Genomic DNA, 20841 nt, shown 5'->3' on the forward strand with positions numbered 1-20841 from the left:
TAGGGGGAATTTAGAATGGCTTGGGTTGTGAATAAACAGTCAACACAAGAGGAGCTTGCGAATCGCTTCCGAGCTTTAGTAGAAGCAAATGAAATTTTGCAAATTCCAGGTGCTCATGACGCAATGGCAGCTCTTGTTGCGAAAAATACAGGTTTTTCAGCTCTTTATTTATCAGGAGCAGCTTATACTGCAAGTAAAGGGCTACCTGATTTAGGAATCGTGACTTCTACTGAAGTAGCAGAGCGAGCGAGGGATCTAGTAAGAGCTACAGACTTACCAGTTCTTGTTGATATTGATACTGGATTCGGTGGTGTCCTAAATGTAGCGAGAACAGCAGTAGAAATGGTGGAAGCGAAAGTAGCAGCTGTTCAAATTGAAGATCAACAATTACCAAAAAAATGTGGACATTTAAATGGTAAAAAACTCGTTACGACAGAAGAATTAGTTCAAAAGATTAAAGCGATTAAAGAAGTTGCACCGAGCTTATACATTGTAGCGCGCACAGATGCTCGCGGTGTAGAGGGCTTGGATGAAGCAATTGAAAGAGCAAACGCCTATGTAAAAGCAGGTGCAGATGCAATATTCCCAGAAGCGCTTCAATCAGAAGAAGAGTTCCGTCTATTTAATAGTAAAGTAAATGCACCTTTACTTGCCAACATGACTGAGTTTGGGAAAACGCCGTATTATAGTGCAGAGGAATTTGTGAATATGGGCTTCCAAATGGTTATTTACCCTGTAACTTCACTTCGTGTTGCAGCGAAAGCGTATGAGCATGTGTTTACTTTAATTAAGGAAACTGGTTCTCAAAAAGATGCACTTTCAAATATGCAAACGAGAAGTGAGTTATATGAAACAATTTCATATCATGACTTTGAAGAATTAGATACTGGAATTGCAAAAACAGTATTATCAGAAGATCAATAGATAAAGTGAAACTTTAATCAGTGGGGGTTTTCTTCATCCCTCACTGATTATTAGTTGAACCAATCGGACTTTTATGGGCAGTTGATCCCCCGCCTAACTTCTTTGCTTTCGCTGAATTTGGAGGCGGGGGTCTTACTGCCCATTAAAGCGGGATAAAACAACTAAGGCGATGAGAGTACATCTTTGGCAAAATAAACTGCTTGATGTGAAAATTCATCGCCTTCTGTTTTCAAAAATAAGATATTCCACTCATCGTAGACGAGCATATGTAGTAGCAAGTAAGGCCGAAATGATAGGGGGATTCAGATGGAGAAAACGAAGTTACCGTGGGATGAATTTTTTTCACTTAATAAAGATGTGAATCATGCTTTCTTTACGCCAGAAGATTTTTCAGGAGATGAAGATTTAATCGCAAAAACGACAGAACAATTCGTTAAACAAGAAATTGTTCCACAAATGGAGAATATTGAACAACATAACTATAAAGTTTCTCGTCAATTGTTTGAGAAAGCTGGAGAACTTGGATTATTAAGTATCGAAGTCCCAGAAGAATATGGTGGATTCGAATTAGGAAAGGCAGTTTCAGGGCTTGTAGCAGAAAAAATGGGATACGCTGGTGCATTTAGCGTTTCATTTAATATACACGCTGGTGTAGGTACATTGCCTTACATATATTACGGAACGAAAGAACAAAAAGAAAAATATTTGCCGAAAATTGCATCAGGAGAATGGGTTGGGGCTTATGCTTTAACTGAGCCAAATGCTGGTTCTGATGCTTTAAGCGCAAAAACGAGCGCAGTATTAAATGAAGATGGAACTGCTTGGAAGTTAAATGGTGAGAAGCAGTGGATTACAAATGCTCATATGGCAGATGTATACGTTGTTTTTGCGAAGACAAATAAAGGAATGACAGCGTTTATTGTCGAAAGAACATGTGAAGGCGTATCCATTGGACTAGAAGAAAAGAAAATGGGGATTAAAGGATCTTCAACAGCGACTCTTATTTTAGAAGATGTTGTCATACCTGCTGAAAATGTTTTAGGGGAAGTTGGGAAAGGGCATCACGTAGCTCTTAATATTCTTAACTTCGCTAGATTAAAACTTGCCTTTGGAAATATTGGAACAGCAAAGCAAGCAATTGGATTGTCCGTTCAATACGGAAAAGAACGCAAACAGTTCCAAACGGAATTAGTAGACTTTACGATGATTCAAGAGAAAATTGCAAATATGATCATTGCTACATATGGAGCAGAAAGTGCAGCTTATCGTACAGCAGGTGTAATTGATGAAGCAATTCATGAGAGTGATGAGGATCTTATGAAGCAAATGTCTCAATTTGCTATTGAATGTGCACTGAATAAAGTAAATGCTTCTGAAACACTTGGTCATATCGTAGATGAAGCTGTACAAATTCATGGTGGTTACGGTTATATGCAAGAGTATGAAGTAGAACGATTATACCGTGATGCTAGAATTAGTCGTATTTTTGAAGGGACGAACGAAATTAATAGATTAACAGTTGCCAAAATGTTAATGAAACAAATGAAACAAATGGAACAAATTGAAGATACTGAAATAGAGATTGATGTAGAAAATGTCGAAAGAAACCATCGTTACATTTTATTAGCGAAAAAATTGTTGAAACAATCTTTGAAAACGCTCTCTAAAACTCCAGGTTTAAAAATTGATCAAGAGCAAGAATATTCACGTGTATTATCAAATATGTTAACGGACGTGTACGTCATGGAATCAGCATTTTTACGTACGAGTAAAGCAATTAGTAAAAATGGTGCAGAAAAAGAGGGTACGAAACAAATGATAACTGACGTTATTTGTGAAGAAGGCTATCGCAAAGTAGAAGAAGCTGCGATTTCTATACTTTCCGCAGCTATTACAGAAGAACAAGATAGACACGTGATTTTAACTGAAATTCGTCAATTACTAGTGCCTTTATACACGAACGTATTTACAAAAAAGAGAGAAATTGCGAAAGCTATTATAAATCGCGGAAAGTATATTGTGTAAATAGGAGGAAAGCGATATGAAAAAGATTGGTTTTATCGGTTTAGGTAACATGGGTCTTCCAATGTCTAAAAATTTAGTTAAATCAAGTTACACAGTATATGGTGTGGATTTAAATAAAAATGCTGAAGCTTCTTTTGAAAAAGAAGGCGGAATTATCGGCTTATCAATTTCAAAACTAGCAGAAACATGCGATGTAATTTTTACAAGTTTACCTTCACCTCGCGCTGTTGAAGCGGTATATTTTGGCGAAGAAGGATTATTTGAAAATAGTCACTCGAATGTAGTTTTAATTGATACAAGTACTGTATCTCCACAGTTAAACAAACAGTTAGAGGAAGCTGCAAAGGAAAAGAAAGTAGACTTTTTAGCAGCACCTGTTAGTGGTGGGGTGATTGGAGCTGAAAACCGTACATTAACATTTATGGTTGGTGGATCAAAAGAGGTATATGAGAAAACGGAATCTATCATGGGTGTACTAGGTGCGAACATTTTCCATGTTAGTGAGCAAATTGATAGTGGGACAACAGTTAAATTAATTAATAACCTATTAATTGGTTTTTATACAGCTGGTGTGAGTGAAGCTTTAACATTAGCGAAAAAGAACAATATGGATTTAGATAAAATGTTTGATATTTTAAATGTAAGTTACGGTCAAAGTAGAATTTATGAACGTAATTATAAAAGTTTTATAGCACCCGAAAACTACGAGCCAGGATTTACTGTGAATTTATTAAAGAAAGATTTAGGGTTTGCAGTTGACTTAGCTAAGGAAAGCGAACTCCATTTACCAGTAAGCGAAATGTTATTAAACGTATATGACGAAGCGAGTCAAGCTGGATATGGAGAAAACGATATGGCTGCCTTATATAAGAAAGTTAGCGAGCAATTAATTTCTAATCAAAAATAAATTATACAAAGGAGAGAATACAATGATTACAACTGAAATTAAACGAGTAAAAAATCATATTAATGGTGAGTGGGTAGAATCTACTGGTACAGAAGTAGAAGCAGTTCCAAATCCAGCGACTGGAAAAATTATCGCTTACGTTCCGCTATCTCCGAAAGAAGATGTTGAAAAAGCTGTTGAAGCGGCAAAAGCAGCATACGAAACGTGGTCTAAAGTACCAGTTCCGAATCGTTCAAGACAATTGTATAAATATTTACAGCTTTTACAAGAAAACAAAGAAGAACTTGCAAAAATCATTACGCTTGAAAATGGTAAAACATTAACGGATGCAACTGGTGAAGTACAACGTGGTATTGAGGCAGTAGAACTTGCAACATCTACTCCAAATTTAATGATGGGACAAGCACTTCCGAATATTGCTAGCGGCATTGATGGATCAATTTGGCGCTACCCAATTGGAGTTGTTGCTGGAATTACGCCGTTTAACTTCCCGATGATGATTCCATTATGGATGTTCCCGCTTGCAATTGCTTGTGGTAATACATTCGTATTAAAAACATCTGAAAGAACGCCACTTTTAGCAGAGCGACTTGTAGAGTTATTCTATGAAGCTGGTTTTCCAAAAGGAGTATTAAATTTAGTACAAGGCGGAAAAGATGTTGTAAATAGCATTTTAGAAAATAAAGATATTCAAGCTGTTTCGTTCGTTGGTTCTGAGCCGGTAGCTCGTTACGTATATGAAACAGGTACGAAACATGGGAAACGTGTACAAGCGTTAGCTGGTGCGAAAAACCATGCGATTGTTATGCCAGATTGCAATCTTGAGAAAACGGTACAAGGTGTAATTGGATCTGCATTTGCAAGTAGTGGAGAGCGCTGCATGGCATGTTCAGTAGTAGCAGTAGTTGATGAAATTGCAGATGAGTTCATCAACGTACTAGTAGCAGAGACGAAGAAGTTAAAAGTAGGTGACGGTTTCCACGAAGATAATTATGTTGGACCATTAATTCGTGAGTCTCATAAAGAACGCGTATTAGGCTATATTAACAGCGGTGTAGCAGATGGAGCTACTTTATTAGTAGATGGCCGTAAAATTAAGGAAGAAGTTGGAGACGGTTACTTTGTAGGTGCGACAATCTTTGACGGTGTAAATCAAGAAATGAAAATTTGGCAAGATGAGATTTTTGCTCCAGTATTAAGCATTGTACGAGTTAAAGATTTAGAAGAAGGTATTAAACTAACAAATCAATCTAAATTTGCAAATGGTGCAGTTATTTATACGTCAAACGGTAAACATGCACAAACGTTCCGTGATAACATCGATGCGGGTATGATCGGTGTAAACGTAAACGTTCCAGCACCAATGGCATTCTTCGCATTCGCAGGAAATAAAGCTTCATTCTTTGGTGATTTAGGTACAAATGGTACAGATGGCGTTCAATTCTATACACGTAAAAAAGTTGTAACTGAGCGCTGGTTTTAATATAAAGTAGACAGCCAAATCAGTTGTTAAAAGAAAACCACCACTATGAATAGTGGTGGTTTTCTTCTTGTTAATTGCTTTTTTCAAAAGCTAGTTTAATACCAAAACCAATTAAGACAATTCCCGTTAACCCTTGAATATAACGTTGTGTCTTCGGTTTTTTCATAAAAGCACTAATTTTATCAATTAAAAATATATAAAAAGCGAACCAAATAACTGTTAAAACTAGGTAAGTAAGGCCCATTATAAGAAGTTGGATAAACGTATTATGATTTGGATTTAAAAATTGCGGTAAAAATGTTAAAAAGAAGACTGCGATTTTAGGGTTTAATAAATTTGTAAGAAACCCTTGGCGAAAGCAAGAAGTATGCTCGTTTGCGTTATTCAAAGATATATCGTTCGTATTGACGCCTTCTTTATTTCTTACTGTTAAAAGGGCTTTAATACCAATATAAATTAAATATAGAGCTCCAACGTACTTGAAAATAGAAAATAAAAGAGCTGACTTTACAATAAGTGCGGAAAGTCCGATTACTGCTGCTAAAGTATGAATCAATAGTGCAACACATGTACCGAACACTGTTTTCACCCCGCCTACCTTACCAGCAACTAATGTGTTTTTCGTAGCCATTGCAGTATCAGGACCAGGTAAAATAATAAGACAAATAGACATAATGATGAAAAGAAAATAATTTTCAATCATAGTCGCTCCTCCTTCTTTTATTTTTAGAATATTTAATTAAAAATAGTGTAGCACATAATTCGATTTAATAAAATTAAATTTTATTAAAATTTATTAAATAGGAAAAAGGCTATATAGGCGTGTAATTATACGACTATATAGCCTCAATTTTATCCCGTATGAAAGGGCGATTGCTTCTACTAATAATAAGAGGGAGATAAACCCTACTTATTAAATTTTCACTTTACGCATTAAGTAAGTTAAAGAACCTGTTTACATCTTCTTCTGAAACATCACTTAACTGCTTATATTTATAATTTGGATTTTGGTCTTTATCAACGACAACAGATCGTACTCCTTCAAAGAAATCTTCATGTCTCATGAAGTTTTTAGCAAGTACAAGGTCAGTAGCGAAACATTCTTCAACGGACTTATCTTGTCCATCAATAAACTGTTTTAATGTTACTTTTAGTGAAATAGGAGATTTTGATAATAACGTTTCTTTCGCTTTTAAAGCAAAGGAACTTTGATCTTTCTCTAATGAATGAATAATTTCTTCAATTGTATCGAATGCAAAATGTGAATTAATTTCTTCTAATGAAGGAGCAAGCTCGCTTTCTAATGTTGGAGCAGTTGCAAATGTACGAATGACTTCTTTTAAATGAGTATGTACATCATCTTCTTTATGCCAATTTACACTTTCCAGTTCAGTAAGGAAATTTGGTAATGAATCAGATGCCATAAAATAATCAGCAGCGTTTATAAATAATACGTCAGAAGCTTTTAAAATAGATGCTGTTAAAGCGACATAGCGGCCAGCATACCCTGGAGCTTTATTCAAGAAATAAGCAGCACCGACATCTGGGAAGAAGCCAATATTCATCTCTGGCATTGCCCATTTCGTACGCTCAGTTACAATTCGGTATTTCGCACCATTTGTAAGACCGACACCACCACCCATTACAATTCCATCTAAACAAGCGATAATCGGTTTTTTATATTGATAAATATATGTATCAATTTCATACTCTTCTTCAAAGAAACGTTCCGCATGCTGCAATGCAGCTTCATTTGAACGTGCTTCATAAAGAGTTTTAATATCGCCACCTGCACAAAAACCTTTTGTGCCAGCTCCTTTTAATACGATAAGCGCAATTCGCTCATCATTTTCCCACTCTTTCAGTTTTTGCCCAATTGGTTGCAACATGTCATAAGATAAAGAATTAAGTGCTTTTGGGCGGTTTAAAGTAATTGATGCAACGCCGTTTTCGCTAACAGAAAATAAAACGTGTTCAGTCATAATTCATCCTCCCTTACATATCTTCTTATTCTTAATTCTTTATACGTACTGAAATGTCCTTTATAAATTTTGTCTAAAGTTGGCGGTATATGTTAATTTGTTCACTGCATATTTTGACGAGTTATATTTGCAGGATTTTGGAGGTTGAAAATGAATATTACAACATTACTGTAATTGTAATTATTTGAAGTTACCATGATAAACACGCTATTATATATGTGTAAATTGTACATAATCACTTCGAAAAGAGTATTTGAAGTGATTATAATGAAAGAAAAATTGCTTTTCATTAGAAATAGAGAAAGGAGAAATCGGAATGCCAGTACCTTTACTATTGTCGGTGATTATTTTGTCTTCTTTAATGATAGGGATAACGCAGTATTTTCATCATACAGATACGACAGAGGAAGTGAAGGATAAAGTACGACTTGTATTTCCGATTTTTATCATATCTATTTCTTTTTGCATTTTATTAAATAAAGATGGGTACATTGTTGCAGTATTTTCATTTTTTGTAGCGATTGTTTTCATTACAGTTTTATATTATGTAATGAAAGACTTTATCCAAAAATAAAGATGTCATATGAGACATTTTTATTTTTGGAAAGAGTAAAATTTCACATACCGTATTATATATGAAAATAAAAAAACATATCGCAATAGAAAAGTATGTACTTTACCGTGTATTTACTTGTCAATCTTGCATAGCCAATATACTATTAATAGTGTAGAGATTAGAAAAAGGGGTTGTATCTATCATGAAATTTGAGATGCACACAAAAATTATTTCAAATGAAAAAGAAGTAAGATTACATATAGAAGAAAACATATTTCAATTAAAATTGGATGGTTATCACTTATTTACAGTTCAAGAAATATTACCTTTATATAAATCAAATGAAGAAAGAATCGGTAGTGCAATGATACAAAAGTTAGAATGGGAGAACGGAAAAACTACAATAAACTATCAACTTGTATCACTAAATTCAGTAAATTAAAAGGAGCAGGAAACCATGAAGTTATTTCATACAGCCGATTGGCATTTAGGAAAGCTTGTTCATGGCGTGTATATGACTGAAGATCAAAAGATTGTACTAGATCAGTTTGTACAAGCTGTTGAAGAAGAAAAACCAGATGCCGTAATTATTGCAGGGGATTTATATGACCGAGCAATTCCACCTACAGAAGCAGTAGACTTATTAAATGATGTGCTGCAAAAAATAGTGATTGATTTACAAACACCAGTTATTGCAGTTGCTGGGAACCATGATAGTCCAGATCGTATTCATTTTGGAAGTAGTTTAATGAAGAAACAAGGATTATTTATTGTGGGGCAATTTCAATTTCCATATGAGCCGATTATATTAAATGATGAATATGGGGAGGTTCACTTCCATCTCATTCCTTATGCGGATCCAAGTATAGTTAGACATGTATTGAAAAACGAAGACGTACGTTCTCATGATGATGCGATGCGTATTTTTATGAATGAGCTATCTGAAGCGATGGATAAAAAAGCTAGACATGTGTTTGTTGGTCATGCATTTGTAACTTCTGCTGGAGAAGCGGAAGAGAATACAAGTGATGCTGAACGACCACTTTCAATTGGTGGTGCTGAATACGTGAATAGTCATTATTTTGATAAATTTCATTACACAGCGCTTGGACATTTACATCAAGCGCATTTCGTACGTAATGAGACGATTCGATATTCCGGTTCGCCACTTGCCTATTCTATTTCTGAAGAAAAACATAAAAAAGGATATTATATTGTGGAACTGAACGAGCAAGGTGAAGCAACAATTGAAAAAAGGTTACTTAATCCACGCCGTAAAATGCGAACAGTAGAAGCGAAAATAGATGAATTGTTACAACATCCAGTAAGTGAAGATTACGTGTTTGTAAAATTATTAGATGAAAATCCTGTCTTGCAGCCAATGGAAAAAATACGCTCTGTTTATCCAAATGCAATGCATGTTGAAAGAGCCATTCAAAGACGAGAGTTCACGGAGTCAAATGAAGTAACTGTTTCAAGACATAAAATGGATGATTTATCATTATTAAAGGCTTTTTATAAAGAAATGAAAGGCTTAGATTTATCAGAAGAGAAAGAACGTCTATTTGTAGAAGTATTACAAACAGTGCAAGAACGGGAAGGTGAACGAGGATGAGACCGATTCAGCTTATTATGACGGCATTTGGCCCATATAAACAGAAAGAAGTAATTGATTTTGACGATTTGGGAGAGCATCGTATTTTCGCCATTTCTGGAAACACGGGCGCTGGAAAGACAACGATTTTTGATGCAATTTGTTATGTTTTATATGGTGAGGCAAGCGGAGAAGAACGAAGTGATACGAGCATGCTCCGCAGTCAATTTGCTGATGATAATGTGTATACAAGCGTAGAATTAACCTTTCAGTTAAAAGGGAAACGTTATGAAATAAAACGACAACTGGGACATAAAAAACAAGGGAACAAGACGATTACGGGACATGCAGTAGAATTATATGAAGTAATTGATGAAGAGAAGATTCCGGCTGTTGATCGTTTCCATGTAACGGATGTAAATAAAAAAGTAGAAGATTTAATTGGCTTAAGTAAACATCAATTCAGCCAAATTGTTATGTTACCGCAAGGGGAATTCCGAAAACTATTAACATCTGAGACAGAAAACAAAGAAGAAATTTTGCGTCGTATTTTTAAAACAGATCGTTATAAGTTAATGCGTGAGTTACTTGACCAAAAACGAAAACAATGGAAAGACGTCTTACAAGAAAAACAGAAAGAGCGAGAGCTATATTTCCGTAATGTTTTTAAATTACCAATTCGAGATGGAGCATTATTAGAGACTTTAGCGGAACAAGAGCATGTAAATACACATCAAGTAGTAGAAGCATTAGAACAAGAAACAGCTGTGTATAAGGCAGAGGTTGAGCAATTACAAGTAGAACAAGATGTTCAAACGAAGCAATTAAAGGATGCTGAAACACGTTTTCATGCAGCGAAGTCTGTAAATGAGAAATTTATAGATTTACAACAAAAGAATGAGAAATATAATACTTTACAAGAAAACCGTTCAGTAATTGAAATGAAAGAAATATCTTTTAAGCGTGCGGAACAAGCGAAGCGCTTATTACCATTTGAACAATGGCACGAAGAAGCGATGGGAAATGAGCAGAAAGCTGAAAGTTTGTTAAAACAAATTATCGCTAAAAAAGAAAATATAATGAATAATTTTGAACTTGCTCAGGAGAAATATGAAGCAATAAAGAATAAAGAACCTGAGAGAGAAAATGCAAAAAAACTTGTTCAAAGATTAGAAGAGTTACAACCGATTATTGCATCATTAGCTGAGAAACAGTTGAATTTACAAAATGCAGAAATTCAACTAGGAAAATTAAAAGAAAGTATGCAAAACTTAGATCGACAATTAGAAGAGCATACAAATCAAAAACAGCTAATGTCTGGTGAATTACAGCAATTAGAGCGAGCGCTTGAACGATATGTAGATAAAGTAGAAGAACTAACGAATATGCGAGAAGATGCAAAAGTTTTAAAGCAAGCATATGATGTATGGCAAGAAAAACAAAAATTCGAGCAAGAAAAAGAAACTGCATTTACTAAGATGCAAGAGACAGTTCGTGCATATGAGAATATGGAACGTCGCTGGTTAAGTGAACAAGCTGGTATATTGGCTCTTCATCTACATGATGGTGAATCTTGTCCAGTATGTGGCAGCACGAACCATCCGAAAAAAGCTTCAGAGCAAAGTGATGCCATTAATGAAAAAGAGTTAAATGATTTAAGAGACAAGAAGAATATTGCCGAAAAATTACATGTGCAAGTAGAGGAGAAATGGAATTTCTATCATCTTCAATATGAGCAAGTAATAGAAGAAGTTAAGAAGCGAGGCTACCAATCGGAAGAATTAGTTGAAACATATAGTGCGCTTGTTCAAAAAGGAAAACAATTAGCAACTGAAGTGAATACGTTAAAAGCAAGTGAAGAAACGCGTAAGCAAACAGCTGTGAAAATAAAAAGCATAGAAGAAAAAGTAGATGCACTTCAGAAACAAAAACATGAGGTAGAAACAGAACAGCACCGTATAGAAATGGATTGTATGCAGCTTCGTACGTCATATGAACATGATAAGAAAAACATTCCTGAAAACTTACAAACAGTCCAAGCTTGGAAAGTTCAGTTTGACCAAGCTATGCATGAGCTCAAATTAATGGAGGACGAATGGAAGAAAGTGCAGGAGGCGTATCAACATTGGCAAAATGAAAATATACGTATTCAAGCAGAACAGGAAGGTGCTTCTAATCAATTTGAAAGTGCAAAATTGAAGAAAGAAGAGACTTTCACGCGCTTTATGAAAGAGCTTGAACAGAGTGGATTTACAAATCAAATTACGTATAAAGAAGCGAAATTAAGTGATGCCGAGATGGATATGTTACAAAAAGAAATTCAAAGCTATTATTCATCTCTTGAAGTACTTGCAAAACAAATTGAAGAGTTACATGCTGAATTAAAAGATAAAGAGTATATGGATATTACGGCGTTAGGTGAACACATTAAAGAATTAGAAATTAACCTTGATATCATTAAAGAAAAACGTCAACGTGCGCAAAATGCGGTAACATATATTTCTGATTTACATGAAAATATTAGACGTATCGATGAGCAAATTCATGAGGAAGAAAAAGCTTTCCAAGAACTTGTTGACTTATATGAAGTAATGAAAGGTGATAACGAAAGCCGTATATCATTTGAACGTTACATCTTAATTGAGTATTTAGAACAAATTGTTCAAATTGCAAACGAACGATTACGTAAATTATCAAATGGACAATTTTATTTAAAACGAAGTGAACGAGTTGAAAAGAGAAATCGTCAAAGTGGATTAGGGTTAGATGTATACGACGCATATACTGGCCAAACACGCGATGTAAAAACATTATCTGGCGGCGAGAAGTTCAATGCCTCACTTTGCTTAGCGCTCGGCATGGCAGACGTGATTCAAGCGTATGAAGGCGGTATTTCAATCGAAACGATGTTTATCGACGAAGGATTCGGTTCATTAGATGAAGAATCATTAACGAAAGCAGTTGACGCCTTAATTGACTTACAAAAATCAGGCCGATTTATTGGTGTAATCTCACACGTTCAAGAGCTGAAAAACGCAATGCCAGCTGTATTAGAAGTAACGAAGCAGAAGGATGGGTGTAGTCAGACAAGGTTTGTGGTGAAGTAAGTTCAATTGTAATTCATATTATTTGTGATTCTTTAGTATAGAACTTTTGATAAAATAAATGCCTCCTCTGTATTGAGGAGGCATTTATTTGTTATTCAAAATTAGATAATTCATCTATGAGTTATCTGTAGACGGCGGCGTATTTTCCAAACGGTTATAAGTTTTAAAAGCCGAAATTGCAGATATAACACCACCTACTAAAAATAAAGCCGATCCACCGACCAAGATGATACGACTGACATATGTTTCGCGCGCTTCTTCAACTTCTTCTTGTAACATTGTAGGCATTTGAATTCCCCCTAAACAACATTTATTTTGTAGATAGTATATACAAATGCCTAAAATATGTTAAAATCACTGGATAGTGTTAGGAGGAAGTGAATAGTTACATGTGAATTGTTTGAAAAATCTTCATTACAAATTTATGCGAACTTCACATAGAGCACATATTAACATTGTATTATGTATATGTACCAAATAAATAAAGTGAATTGTATTTCGTTCTGTTTTTAAAAATTTAAAATTCTATTATTTTTATATAAAGGTTTCTCGTCGGAGTTTTAAATATTTTGGAAATAGATCTAAATAAAAGGAATTCATATAAAAGGGGAATGTCTTATGACAACATATACGAGTGAAATGAGAAAAAGTTTAGTTTCAGAAGAAGATGTAGATATTTTAAAAATTATGGCGCACCCAATCCGATTACAAATTGTAAATGAATTAAGCACGAGAAAAACTTGTAACGTAACACAACTAACAGAATTACTAAATATTCCACAATCGACTGTTTCGCAACATTTATCAAAAATGAAAGGTAAAGTGTTACGAGCTGAGAGAAGAGGTTTAGAAATTTATTATCATATTAATAATTTAAAAGCGAGTAAGATTGTAAGTGTTTTAGGATATATAAACTAATGAAGTATTTTCATATAAAATAGCCGCTGCTGATGAGCAGGGGCTATTTTGTGTTGTTTTATCCCGTGTTAACGGACAGTAAAACTCCCATCTCAAAATTCAGTTGGAGCAAAGAAGTTAGATGGGAGTCGGGCTGTCCGTAAACGTCCGATTGGTTCAACTAATAATCAGTGGGGGATGAACAAAACCCCCCACTGATTAAAGTTTCACTTTATGTATTCGTATTTAATATTTTATAGTTTTTATGATTTACAATTGTTCGTTCAAATTCAAAAGTACCACCGCTTACATTTGTAATTTCAACTAAGACCGATTCAGTATAAAGTTTTAGTACAGATCCTGTAATCTTTAAATTGTTTCGTTGAAAAAGTATAGTATCCCCTACGTTTGCTTTCATAGTACCTCCTCATTAAAGACAGAAATATTTTTTATTATATATATTAAACCACGTATAAGTATATTAGTGAATATTTAGTTTTATTTATCAAAAAAATATTTGTTGTCTATGTGTGCAGAATGAAAAGAAGTTTTAACAAAACGTATTAAAAATGCTTTCATTATAATGGAATTTGTAGAGCCGATTGTTACATTTGAAGAAACAATGATAAACGTATAAAGAAAGTCAGGATTATGAATTGACCTAATAAAACCGTCTCTTTTATGAACATTAAAGAGACGGTTTTATTGTTTCATTTTTTAGAAAGGGTTCAAAAACAAATGTGAATCAAACTTATACAAACCAATTTAAATAACTGTTACGTATTTAATAAGTAGTTTTTTGTATTTCATCCTTCGTTTTCTGTAACTGATTCCATGTTTTTGACGCTCTGTCTTGTAAGTGCTTACATAACTGAAAACATCTTATACAATGAAGGTGTTAAATCAAAAGAGGTGACCAAAATGAATATAAAAAAACAAGACTTAGCGAAAAGCATTGAAATAGAAAGAGGAGGCGGAAAGGTATGAAAAAATCAGCTGTTAATCCATGGCTTGTTGTCCTTGGTACAGTCATAGTTCAAATGGGACTTGGAACGATATATACATGGAGTTTATTCAATCAGCCTTTAGTTAGTAAATACGGTTGGAGTCTTAACGCGGTTGCGATAACTTTCTCAATTACTAGTCTTTCCTTAGCATTTTCAACTTTATTTGCAAGTAAATTACAAGAAAAATGGGGACTTCGTAAACTTATTATGATAGCTGGACTAGCATTAGGACTAGGATTAGTACTTAGTTCACAAGTTTCTTCGTTAATATTGCTTTATGTACTAGCAGGAGTTGTTGTAGGTTACGCAGATGGTACAGCTTATATTACTTCACTATCTAATTTAATTAAGTGGTTCCCTGAACGTAAAGGTTTAATCTCTGGTATATCTGTAGCTGCATATGGTACAGGTAGCTTAATTTTCAAATATATAAATGCAAAGTTAATCGATTCAGTTGGTGTATCGCAAGCGTTTATATATTGGGGTTTAATTGTTACAGCTATGATTGTCCTTGGAGCTTGTTTAATCCATCAAGCTGCTGATCAAGGTGCAGTTCAGGAAACAAACACTCATGAATATACAATGAAAGAAATGTTAGGCACAAAACAAGTATACTTATTATTCATCATGTTATTTACATCATGTATGAGTGGCTTATACTTAATTGGTATGGTAAAAGACATTGGTGTTCAACTTGTAGGGCTTAGCGCAGCGACAGCAGCTAATGCGGTGGCTATGGTTGCAATATTTAACACATTAGGTCGTATTATTCTAGGACCGTTATCAGATAAAATCGGCCGCTTAAAAATCGTTACGGGTACTTTTGTGGTTATGGCGAGTTCGGTATTAGTTCTAAGTTTCGTAGATTTGAATTACGGTATCTACTTCGTATGTGTAGCAAGTGTAGCGTTTTGCTTTGGTGGAAATATTACTATTTTCCCAGCTATTGTTGGTGATTTCTTCGGTATGAAAAACCATAGTAAGAATTACGGAATTGTGTATCAAGGATTTGGATTTGGAGCGCTTGCAGGTTCCTTTATCGGTGCACTTCTAGGTGGATTCAAACCAACCTTTATGGTGATCGGTGTATTATGTGTCGTGTCATTCATTATCGCAATTTTAATTCAAGCACCTAAACAGAAAAAAGAACAAGAAGAAGAGTATCGCAGTGTAGCATAAGTATATAAATCTTCTATAACACTATAGTTACGAAAAAGCATCCTGTTAAATAGGGTGCTTTTTTTGAGTTATTTTAACAAGGTTAAATTATTTTTTATTTTTTTTTGATATAAAAGTGAGTGAAATGTCCATTTGGATTATATTGGAATATAATAAATCGATACATCATATTCGAAATATGTATTAAATCTTAAATAATAAAGAAAATATGCATTGATGTTTGCAAGATATATTTTCAGAAAAATATTGAGAAAATAAATGCTCGATTTTTTGTTAAGGCTTTGTAACTGAAGGGATCTCCAGTTTAGCATCTTCAATTTTTACAAAGAGGAGTAAGAATTAAAGTATTAATGTAAGTATTTATTAATACTTTTAGATGTAATTGTATTGAAAAGAACTAAAGTTTTTGTCTGAAAAATAAAAATAGGTTGACAAGTTTATTGAGAAAGATTATCATTTCGGTGTAAGAACGTTAAATGAAAAACATTATCAATGAATAATATTTTAATGAAAAGTACACTTGACCAATTAGTTTAGTAAGTGTATTATTTTTTACATCGATAATGATAATCATTATCATTTTTGTTTAATTAGATTGATTTTTAAATGAAAGGATAGAGGAAATGAACTTAGGGGAATTTGATGGGAAAACTGTTTTAGTAACAGGTGCAGCTCAAGGTATAGGTAGTGTTGTTGCCAAAATGTTTTTAGAAAGAGGAGCTACAGTTATTGCGGTTGATCAAAATGAAGAGGGATTAAACGAACTCTTAAATGAAATACATTTGAAAACGTTTTGCTTAGATGTGAGTGATAGTACCGCAGTTGAACAGATGGTAAATGATATTGAAAATGAAATAGCGCCAATAGATATATTAGTAAATGTTGCAGGGGTTTTACGTATGGGAGCGATTCACTCGTTAAGTGATGAAGATTGGAATAAAACGTTTTCTGTAAATTCTACAGGAGTTTTCTATATGTCCCGAGCAGTAAGTAAACATATGATGCAAAGAAAGTCAGGGGCAATTGTTACAGTTGGTTCAAATGCAGCAAATACGCCGAGAATGGAGATGGCTGCATATGCTGCATCAAAAGCTGCTACGACGATGTTTATGAAATGTTTAGGATTAGAACTTGCAGCGTACAACATTCGCTGTAACGTAGTTTCTCCAGGTTCTACTGAAACTGAAATGCAAAGGCTACTATGGGCTGATGAGAATGGAGAAAAAAATATAATTGCTGGTTCTCAAAGTACATATAGACTCGGTATACCGTTACAAAAAATTGCACAGCCTTCAGAAATTGCTGAAGCAGTATTGTTTTTAGCTTCAGATAAAGCTAGTCATATTACAATGCATAATTTATGTGTTGATGGCGGAGCTACATTAGGCGTTTAATAAAAAATTCAGGGGGTTACTATACAATGAAGGAATTTACGGCTGTAAAGGAACTGTCAGAAAAATTACTAGAAGATTATAAGACTGAATCTTCATTCTTTTTCGCTTCACCAACTCGAACGATATTAGCAGAAGGAGAGTTTACTACAGTAAAGCATCATGAAATTGAAAGTTTCCCAGAGCTTGTACAAGCAGTATTATGTAATGCAAAACAAGCCGGAAATCCGAATCCTATCGTTGTCGGTGCTTTGCCATTTGATCATAGAAAAGAAGTCCAACTTATCGTACCAGAATATAGTAGGACTTCTGAGCGATTACAATTGGATACAACAAATCAGCTTGAAATAAATGAGAACTTAACATTCGAAATGACGCCTGTACCAGCGCCTGAAGTGTATATGAATGGTGTGAAGCAAGGAATTGCAAAAATAAAGGGCGGGGATTTAAAAAAAATCGTTCTATCCAGATCGTTAGATGTTAATTCTTCCGAAAAGATTGATAAGCAAAAACTTCTTCGAGAATTAGCAGCGCATAATAAGCACGGATATACATTTGCTGTGAATTTATCGAAAGATGAAAATGAGAATAGTAAGACGTTAATTGGAGCGAGCCCTGAATTACTCGTCTCACGTAATGGTATGCAAGTTATTTCTAATCCGTTAGCTGGTTCAAGGCCACGTAGTGAGGATTCAGTTGAAGATAAGAGAAGAGCAGAGGAATTACTTTCTTCTCCAAAAGATTTACATGAACATGCGGTAGTAGTAGAAGCAGTTGCTGCAGCGCTTCGTCCGTACTGTCATACATTACATGTTCCGGAAAAGCCATCCGTTATTCATAGTGAAGCGATGTGGCATTTATCTACTGAAGTGAAAGGTGAATTAAAGGATCCGAATACTACTTCTTTGGAATTAGCAATTGCTCTTCATCCGACGCCAGCAGTTTGCGGCACACCGATGGAAGAAGCGAGAGAGGCGATTCAAAAAATTGAGCCATTTGACCGTGAATTCTTTACAGGAATGCTAGGGTGGAGTGATTTAAATGGAGACGGTGAATGGATTGTTACAATTCGTTGTGCTGAAGTACAAGAAAATACACTCCGTTTATATGCAGGAGCGGGCGTTGTTGCTGAGTCAAAACCAGAAGATGAATTAGCAGAAACATCAGCTAAGTTCCAAACAATGTTGAAAGCTTTAGGATTAAATGATAGTTCACTTAATGAAAAGTAGGGGGCAGAAAGAATGCTAACAGGTTATACAAAATGGCCAAAAGAATTTGCTGATCGTTATCGAGAGGAAGGCTGTTGGCTTGGGGAAACATTTGGCGTGATGTTAAGAGAGCGAGCTGAAAAATATGGCGATCAAATTGCAGTTGTAAGTGGTAATACGCATATTACGTATAGTGAGCTTGATAAAAAAGTAGATCGATTAGCTTCAGGGCTACTGAATTTAGGAATAAAGCAAGAGGATCGAGTTGTAATCCAGCTACCTAACATTATTGAGTTTTTCGAAGTATGTTTTGCGCTATTTCGAATTGGGGCACTTCCTGTTTTTGCATTACCTTCACATCGAAGCAGTGAAATTAGTTATTTTTGTGAGTTTGGTGAGGCGAGTGTTTACGTTATTTCAGATAAAACTCTCGGTTTTGATTATCGAAAACTAGCAAGAGAAGTGAAAGAGAAAGTGCCAACTTTACAACATGTAATTGTAGTGGGAGAAGAAGAAGAATTTGTGAACATAAGTGATTTATATATAGATCCCGTTCCATTACCAGAAGTTCAGCCAAGTGATGTTGCGTTTCTCCAATTATCAGGGGGGACAACAGGACTTTCTAAATTAATTCCTCGAACGCATGATGATTATATTTATAGTTTACGTGTTAGCGCTGAAATTTGTAATTTAAGTGCAAAGAGTGTCTATATGGCCGTTCTTCCAGTAGCACATAATTACCCGATGAGCTCTCCTGGAACATTTGGAACTTTCTATGCGGGTGGAAAAGTAGTGCTGGCAACTGGAGGTAGTCCAGATGAGGCGTTTGCACTTATTGAAAAAGAAAAAGTTACGATTACTGCTCTCGTACCGCCATTAGCAATGATATGGCTTGATGCTGCATCTTCACGTAATAACGATTTATCGAGTCTAGAGGTGATTCAAGTAGGTGGCGCGAAATTTAGTGCTGAAGTTGCAAAACGTATACGCCCTACATTTGGATGTACATTACAGCAAGTATTCGGTATGGCGGAAGGATTAGTGAACTATACAAGATTAGATGATCCTGAAGAAATTATTATTCATACACAAGGTAGACCAATGTCTGCACTCGATGAAGTACGAGTTGTTGATGAAAATGACAACGATGTAAAACCTGGCGAAGTAGGTAGTTTATTAACAAGAGGGCCATATACAATTCGTGGTTATTATAAAGCAGAAGAGCATAATGCACGATCGTTTACAAAGGATGGATTTTATCGCACAGGAGATCTTGTGAAAGTAAATGAACAAGGTTACATCATTGTAGAAGGAAGAGATAAAGATCAAATTAATCGTGGCGGTGAGAAAGTTGCCGCGGAAGAAGTTGAAAATCATCTATTAGCACATGATGCAGTACATGATGTAGCGATTGTATCTATGCCTGACGATTATTTAGGAGAACGTACTTGTGCATTTGTTATAGCTCGCGGACAAGCTCCGGCAGTAAGTGAATTAAAAATGTTTTTAAGAGAACGCGGTATAGCAGCTTATAAGATTCCAGATCGAATTGAATTTATTGAATCATTCCCGCAAACAGGCGTTGGAAAGATAAGCAAAAAAGAATTACGTAAAGTCATTGCTGAAAAACTTATTACAGTAAAATAATAATAAAAACAGGAAGGAAGTGATTAGATGGCTATCCCATCTATTTCAGTATATAAAATGCCAATTGAATCAGAACTACCAAAAAATAAAGTGAATTGGACACCAGATCCGAAACGTGCAGTACTTTTAATTCATGACATGCAAGAATATTTTCTTGATGCATATAGCGATAAAGAATCACCGAAAGTAGAACTTATTTCAAATATTAAAATGATAAGAGAAAAATGTAAGGAACTTGGTATACCAGTTGTTTATACAGCGCAACCTGGTGGGCAAACGTTAGAACAACGAGGTTTATTACAAGACTTTTGGGGTGACGGTATTCCTGCTGGACCAGATAAAAAGAAAATTATTGATGAACTTACTCCTGATGAGGATGATATATTCTTAACAAAATGGAGATATAGTGCATTTAAAAAGACAAATCTATTAGAAATTTTACATGAACAAGGAAGAGATCAACTCATTATTTGCGGTATTTATGCGCATATTGGCTGCCTTTTAACAGCTTGTGAAGCATTTATGGATGGTATTCAGCCGTTCTTTGTAGCAGATGCAGTTGCTGATTTTTCACTAGAACATCATAAACAAGCATTGGAGTATGCATCTAATAGATGTGCAGTAACGACATCAACAAGCCTATTGTTAAACGATTTACAAAGTGTCAAAGGTGATGAGAGTGAAGGGATCACTATACAGGAAGTGCATGAATTAGTTGCACAATTACTTCGTGAGCCAGTAGAGAGTATTGATATTGATGAGGACTTATTAAATAGAGGGCTTGATTCGGTCAGAATTATGAGTTTAGTAGAGAAGTGGCGTCGTGAAGGGAAAGAAATCACTTTTGCAGATTTAGCAGAACGTCCAACTGTTGCGGGTTGGTACAGTTTACTATCTTCACAAACAGCACAGGTGCTGTAACAAATAGACTACA

General features: G+C 35.0%; 18 protein-coding genes. 14 read left to right on the top strand and 4 right to left on the bottom strand.

From position 1 onward, the window contains the following. Nucleotides 1-15: 15 nt before the first annotated feature. The 4 genes from prpB to PDQ68_RS01930 all read left to right on the top strand — a co-directional run bounded on the left by prpB (nt 16) and on the right by PDQ68_RS01930 (nt 5339). A complete protein-coding gene (gene prpB, locus PDQ68_RS01915; RefSeq protein ID WP_061182551.1) occupies nt 16-924 on the top strand; it encodes a methylisocitrate lyase in 909 nt (302 codons plus the stop codon). A gap of 306 nt (nt 925-1230) precedes the next feature. Then, complete coding sequence (locus tag PDQ68_RS01920) at nt 1231-2949, top strand: acyl-CoA dehydrogenase family protein (protein ID WP_016717426.1); 1719 nt, start codon at nt 1231-1233, stop codon at nt 2947-2949. 16 nt (nt 2950-2965) lie between these two features. Then, nucleotides 2966-3856, top strand: coding sequence for an NAD(P)-dependent oxidoreductase (locus PDQ68_RS01925; protein ID WP_000719434.1), 891 nt, complete (start codon nt 2966-2968; stop codon nt 3854-3856). Between the two features lie 22 nt (nt 3857-3878). Further along, complete coding sequence (locus PDQ68_RS01930; RefSeq protein WP_000633360.1) at nt 3879-5339, top strand: CoA-acylating methylmalonate-semialdehyde dehydrogenase; 1461 nt, start codon at nt 3879-3881, stop codon at nt 5337-5339. Nucleotides 5340-5409: 70 nt separating this feature from the next. On the opposite strand, the gene PDQ68_RS01935 is transcribed toward PDQ68_RS01930, so the two are convergent. Together PDQ68_RS01935 and PDQ68_RS01940 are read right to left on the bottom strand one after the other, a co-directional pair. Beyond that, on the bottom strand, nt 5410-6042 hold the full coding sequence (locus PDQ68_RS01935) for a LysE family translocator (RefSeq protein ID WP_061182554.1): 633 nt from the start codon (nt 6040-6042) through the stop codon (nt 5410-5412). Nucleotides 6043-6265: 223 nt separating this feature from the next. Then, the gene (locus PDQ68_RS01940; protein WP_000134913.1) at nt 6266-7321 is read right to left on the bottom strand and encodes an enoyl-CoA hydratase/isomerase family protein; all 1056 of its coding nucleotides are present in this window, start codon (nt 7319-7321) and stop codon (nt 6266-6268) included. 316 nt (nt 7322-7637) lie between these two features. Here PDQ68_RS01940 and PDQ68_RS01945 point away from each other — a divergent pair, with 316 nt between their 5' ends. The 4 genes from PDQ68_RS01945 (at nt 7638) to PDQ68_RS01960 (ending at nt 12578) form a co-directional block, all read left to right on the top strand. Then, nucleotides 7638-7895 carry a hypothetical protein gene (locus tag PDQ68_RS01945; protein WP_001145040.1) on the top strand — a complete coding sequence of 86 codons (258 nt, stop codon included), beginning with the start codon at nt 7638-7640 and terminating at the stop codon, nt 7893-7895. Nucleotides 7896-8079: 184 nt separating this feature from the next. Continuing rightward, on the top strand, nt 8080-8319 hold the full coding sequence (locus PDQ68_RS01950; RefSeq protein WP_000667348.1) for a DUF2584 domain-containing protein: 240 nt from the start codon (nt 8080-8082) through the stop codon (nt 8317-8319). A gap of 15 nt (nt 8320-8334) precedes the next feature. Then, a complete protein-coding gene (locus PDQ68_RS01955; protein ID WP_061182469.1) occupies nt 8335-9492 on the top strand; it encodes an exonuclease SbcCD subunit D in 1158 nt (385 codons plus the stop codon). Further along, entirely contained in the window at nt 9489-12578 is a 3090-nt protein-coding gene (locus tag PDQ68_RS01960; protein ID WP_061182470.1) for an AAA family ATPase, read from the top strand. Before PDQ68_RS01955 ends, PDQ68_RS01960 begins: the two co-directional genes overlap by 4 nt. A gap of 114 nt (nt 12579-12692) precedes the next feature. Here PDQ68_RS01960 and PDQ68_RS01965 read toward each other — a convergent pair whose 3' ends face one another. Next, the gene (locus tag PDQ68_RS01965) at nt 12693-12866 is read right to left on the bottom strand and encodes a hypothetical protein (protein ID WP_001142748.1); all 174 of its coding nucleotides are present in this window, start codon (nt 12864-12866) and stop codon (nt 12693-12695) included. A gap of 330 nt (nt 12867-13196) precedes the next feature. Between PDQ68_RS01965 and PDQ68_RS01970 the strand changes: the two genes are divergently transcribed. Further along, the gene (locus PDQ68_RS01970) at nt 13197-13496 is read left to right on the top strand and encodes an ArsR/SmtB family transcription factor (protein ID WP_000214798.1); all 300 of its coding nucleotides are present in this window, start codon (nt 13197-13199) and stop codon (nt 13494-13496) included. 211 nt (nt 13497-13707) lie between these two features. Here the strand turns inward: PDQ68_RS01970 and PDQ68_RS01975 are convergent, their stop codons facing one another. Next, entirely contained in the window at nt 13708-13893 is a 186-nt protein-coding gene (locus PDQ68_RS01975; protein ID WP_000646794.1) for a YkvS family protein, read from the bottom strand. A gap of 565 nt (nt 13894-14458) precedes the next feature. Between PDQ68_RS01975 and PDQ68_RS01980 the strand changes: the two genes are divergently transcribed. The 5 genes from PDQ68_RS01980 (at nt 14459) to PDQ68_RS02000 (ending at nt 20828) form a co-directional block, all read left to right on the top strand. Continuing rightward, nucleotides 14459-15661: an L-lactate MFS transporter gene (locus PDQ68_RS01980; RefSeq protein WP_061182471.1), complete on the top strand. Its 1203-nt coding sequence runs from the start codon at nt 14459-14461 to the stop codon at nt 15659-15661. A 623-nt stretch (nt 15662-16284) separates the two neighbouring features. Continuing rightward, on the top strand, nt 16285-17055 hold the full coding sequence (gene dhbA, locus PDQ68_RS01985; RefSeq protein WP_001048422.1) for a 2,3-dihydro-2,3-dihydroxybenzoate dehydrogenase: 771 nt from the start codon (nt 16285-16287) through the stop codon (nt 17053-17055). Between the two features lie 26 nt (nt 17056-17081). Next, on the top strand, nt 17082-18281 hold the full coding sequence (dhbC, locus tag PDQ68_RS01990; RefSeq protein ID WP_016717434.1) for an isochorismate synthase DhbC: 1200 nt from the start codon (nt 17082-17084) through the stop codon (nt 18279-18281). A gap of 12 nt (nt 18282-18293) precedes the next feature. After that, nucleotides 18294-19907: a (2,3-dihydroxybenzoyl)adenylate synthase gene (locus PDQ68_RS01995; RefSeq protein WP_061182857.1), complete on the top strand. Its 1614-nt coding sequence runs from the start codon at nt 18294-18296 to the stop codon at nt 19905-19907. A gap of 27 nt (nt 19908-19934) precedes the next feature. Continuing rightward, nucleotides 19935-20828, top strand: coding sequence for an isochorismatase (locus PDQ68_RS02000; protein ID WP_016717435.1), 894 nt, complete (start codon nt 19935-19937; stop codon nt 20826-20828). Nucleotides 20829-20841 lie beyond the last annotated feature (13 nt).

It is taken from the genome of Bacillus cereus group sp. Bc010 (assembly GCF_027716745.1).
Classification (GTDB): domain Bacteria; phylum Bacillota; class Bacilli; order Bacillales; family Bacillaceae_G; genus Bacillus_A; species Bacillus_A pacificus.

Excerpts from the sequence above, each read along its gene's own strand:
- PDQ68_RS02000 (WP_016717435.1), top strand. The coding sequence starts at position 19,935 with ATGGCTATCCCATCTATTTCAGTATATAAAATGCCAATTGAATCAGAA.
- PDQ68_RS01955 (WP_061182469.1), top strand. The coding sequence starts at position 8,335 with ATGAAGTTATTTCATACAGCCGATTGGCATTTAGGAAAGCTTGTTCAT.
- PDQ68_RS01935 (WP_061182554.1), bottom strand. The coding sequence starts at position 6,042 with ATGATTGAAAATTATTTTCTTTTCATCATTATGTCTATTTGTCTTATT.
- PDQ68_RS01965 (WP_001142748.1), bottom strand. The coding sequence starts at position 12,866 with ATGCCTACAATGTTACAAGAAGAAGTTGAAGAAGCGCGCGAAACATAT.
- PDQ68_RS01980 (WP_061182471.1), top strand. The coding sequence starts at position 14,459 with ATGAAAAAATCAGCTGTTAATCCATGGCTTGTTGTCCTTGGTACAGTC.
- PDQ68_RS01960 (WP_061182470.1), top strand. The coding sequence starts at position 9,489 with ATGAGACCGATTCAGCTTATTATGACGGCATTTGGCCCATATAAACAG.
- PDQ68_RS01975 (WP_000646794.1), bottom strand. The coding sequence starts at position 13,893 with ATGAAAGCAAACGTAGGGGATACTATACTTTTTCAACGAAACAATTTA.
- PDQ68_RS01995 (WP_061182857.1), top strand. The coding sequence starts at position 18,294 with ATGCTAACAGGTTATACAAAATGGCCAAAAGAATTTGCTGATCGTTAT.
- PDQ68_RS01930 (WP_000633360.1), top strand. The coding sequence starts at position 3,879 with ATGATTACAACTGAAATTAAACGAGTAAAAAATCATATTAATGGTGAG.
- PDQ68_RS01945 (WP_001145040.1), top strand. The coding sequence starts at position 7,638 with ATGCCAGTACCTTTACTATTGTCGGTGATTATTTTGTCTTCTTTAATG.
- PDQ68_RS01940 (WP_000134913.1), bottom strand. The coding sequence starts at position 7,321 with ATGACTGAACACGTTTTATTTTCTGTTAGCGAAAACGGCGTTGCATCA.
- PDQ68_RS01920 (WP_016717426.1), top strand. The coding sequence starts at position 1,231 with ATGGAGAAAACGAAGTTACCGTGGGATGAATTTTTTTCACTTAATAAA.
- prpB (WP_061182551.1), top strand. The coding sequence starts at position 16 with ATGGCTTGGGTTGTGAATAAACAGTCAACACAAGAGGAGCTTGCGAAT.
- PDQ68_RS01925 (WP_000719434.1), top strand. The coding sequence starts at position 2,966 with ATGAAAAAGATTGGTTTTATCGGTTTAGGTAACATGGGTCTTCCAATG.
- dhbC (WP_016717434.1), top strand. The coding sequence starts at position 17,082 with ATGAAGGAATTTACGGCTGTAAAGGAACTGTCAGAAAAATTACTAGAA.
- PDQ68_RS01970 (WP_000214798.1), top strand. The coding sequence starts at position 13,197 with ATGACAACATATACGAGTGAAATGAGAAAAAGTTTAGTTTCAGAAGAA.
- dhbA (WP_001048422.1), top strand. The coding sequence starts at position 16,285 with ATGAACTTAGGGGAATTTGATGGGAAAACTGTTTTAGTAACAGGTGCA.
- PDQ68_RS01950 (WP_000667348.1), top strand. The coding sequence starts at position 8,080 with ATGAAATTTGAGATGCACACAAAAATTATTTCAAATGAAAAAGAAGTA.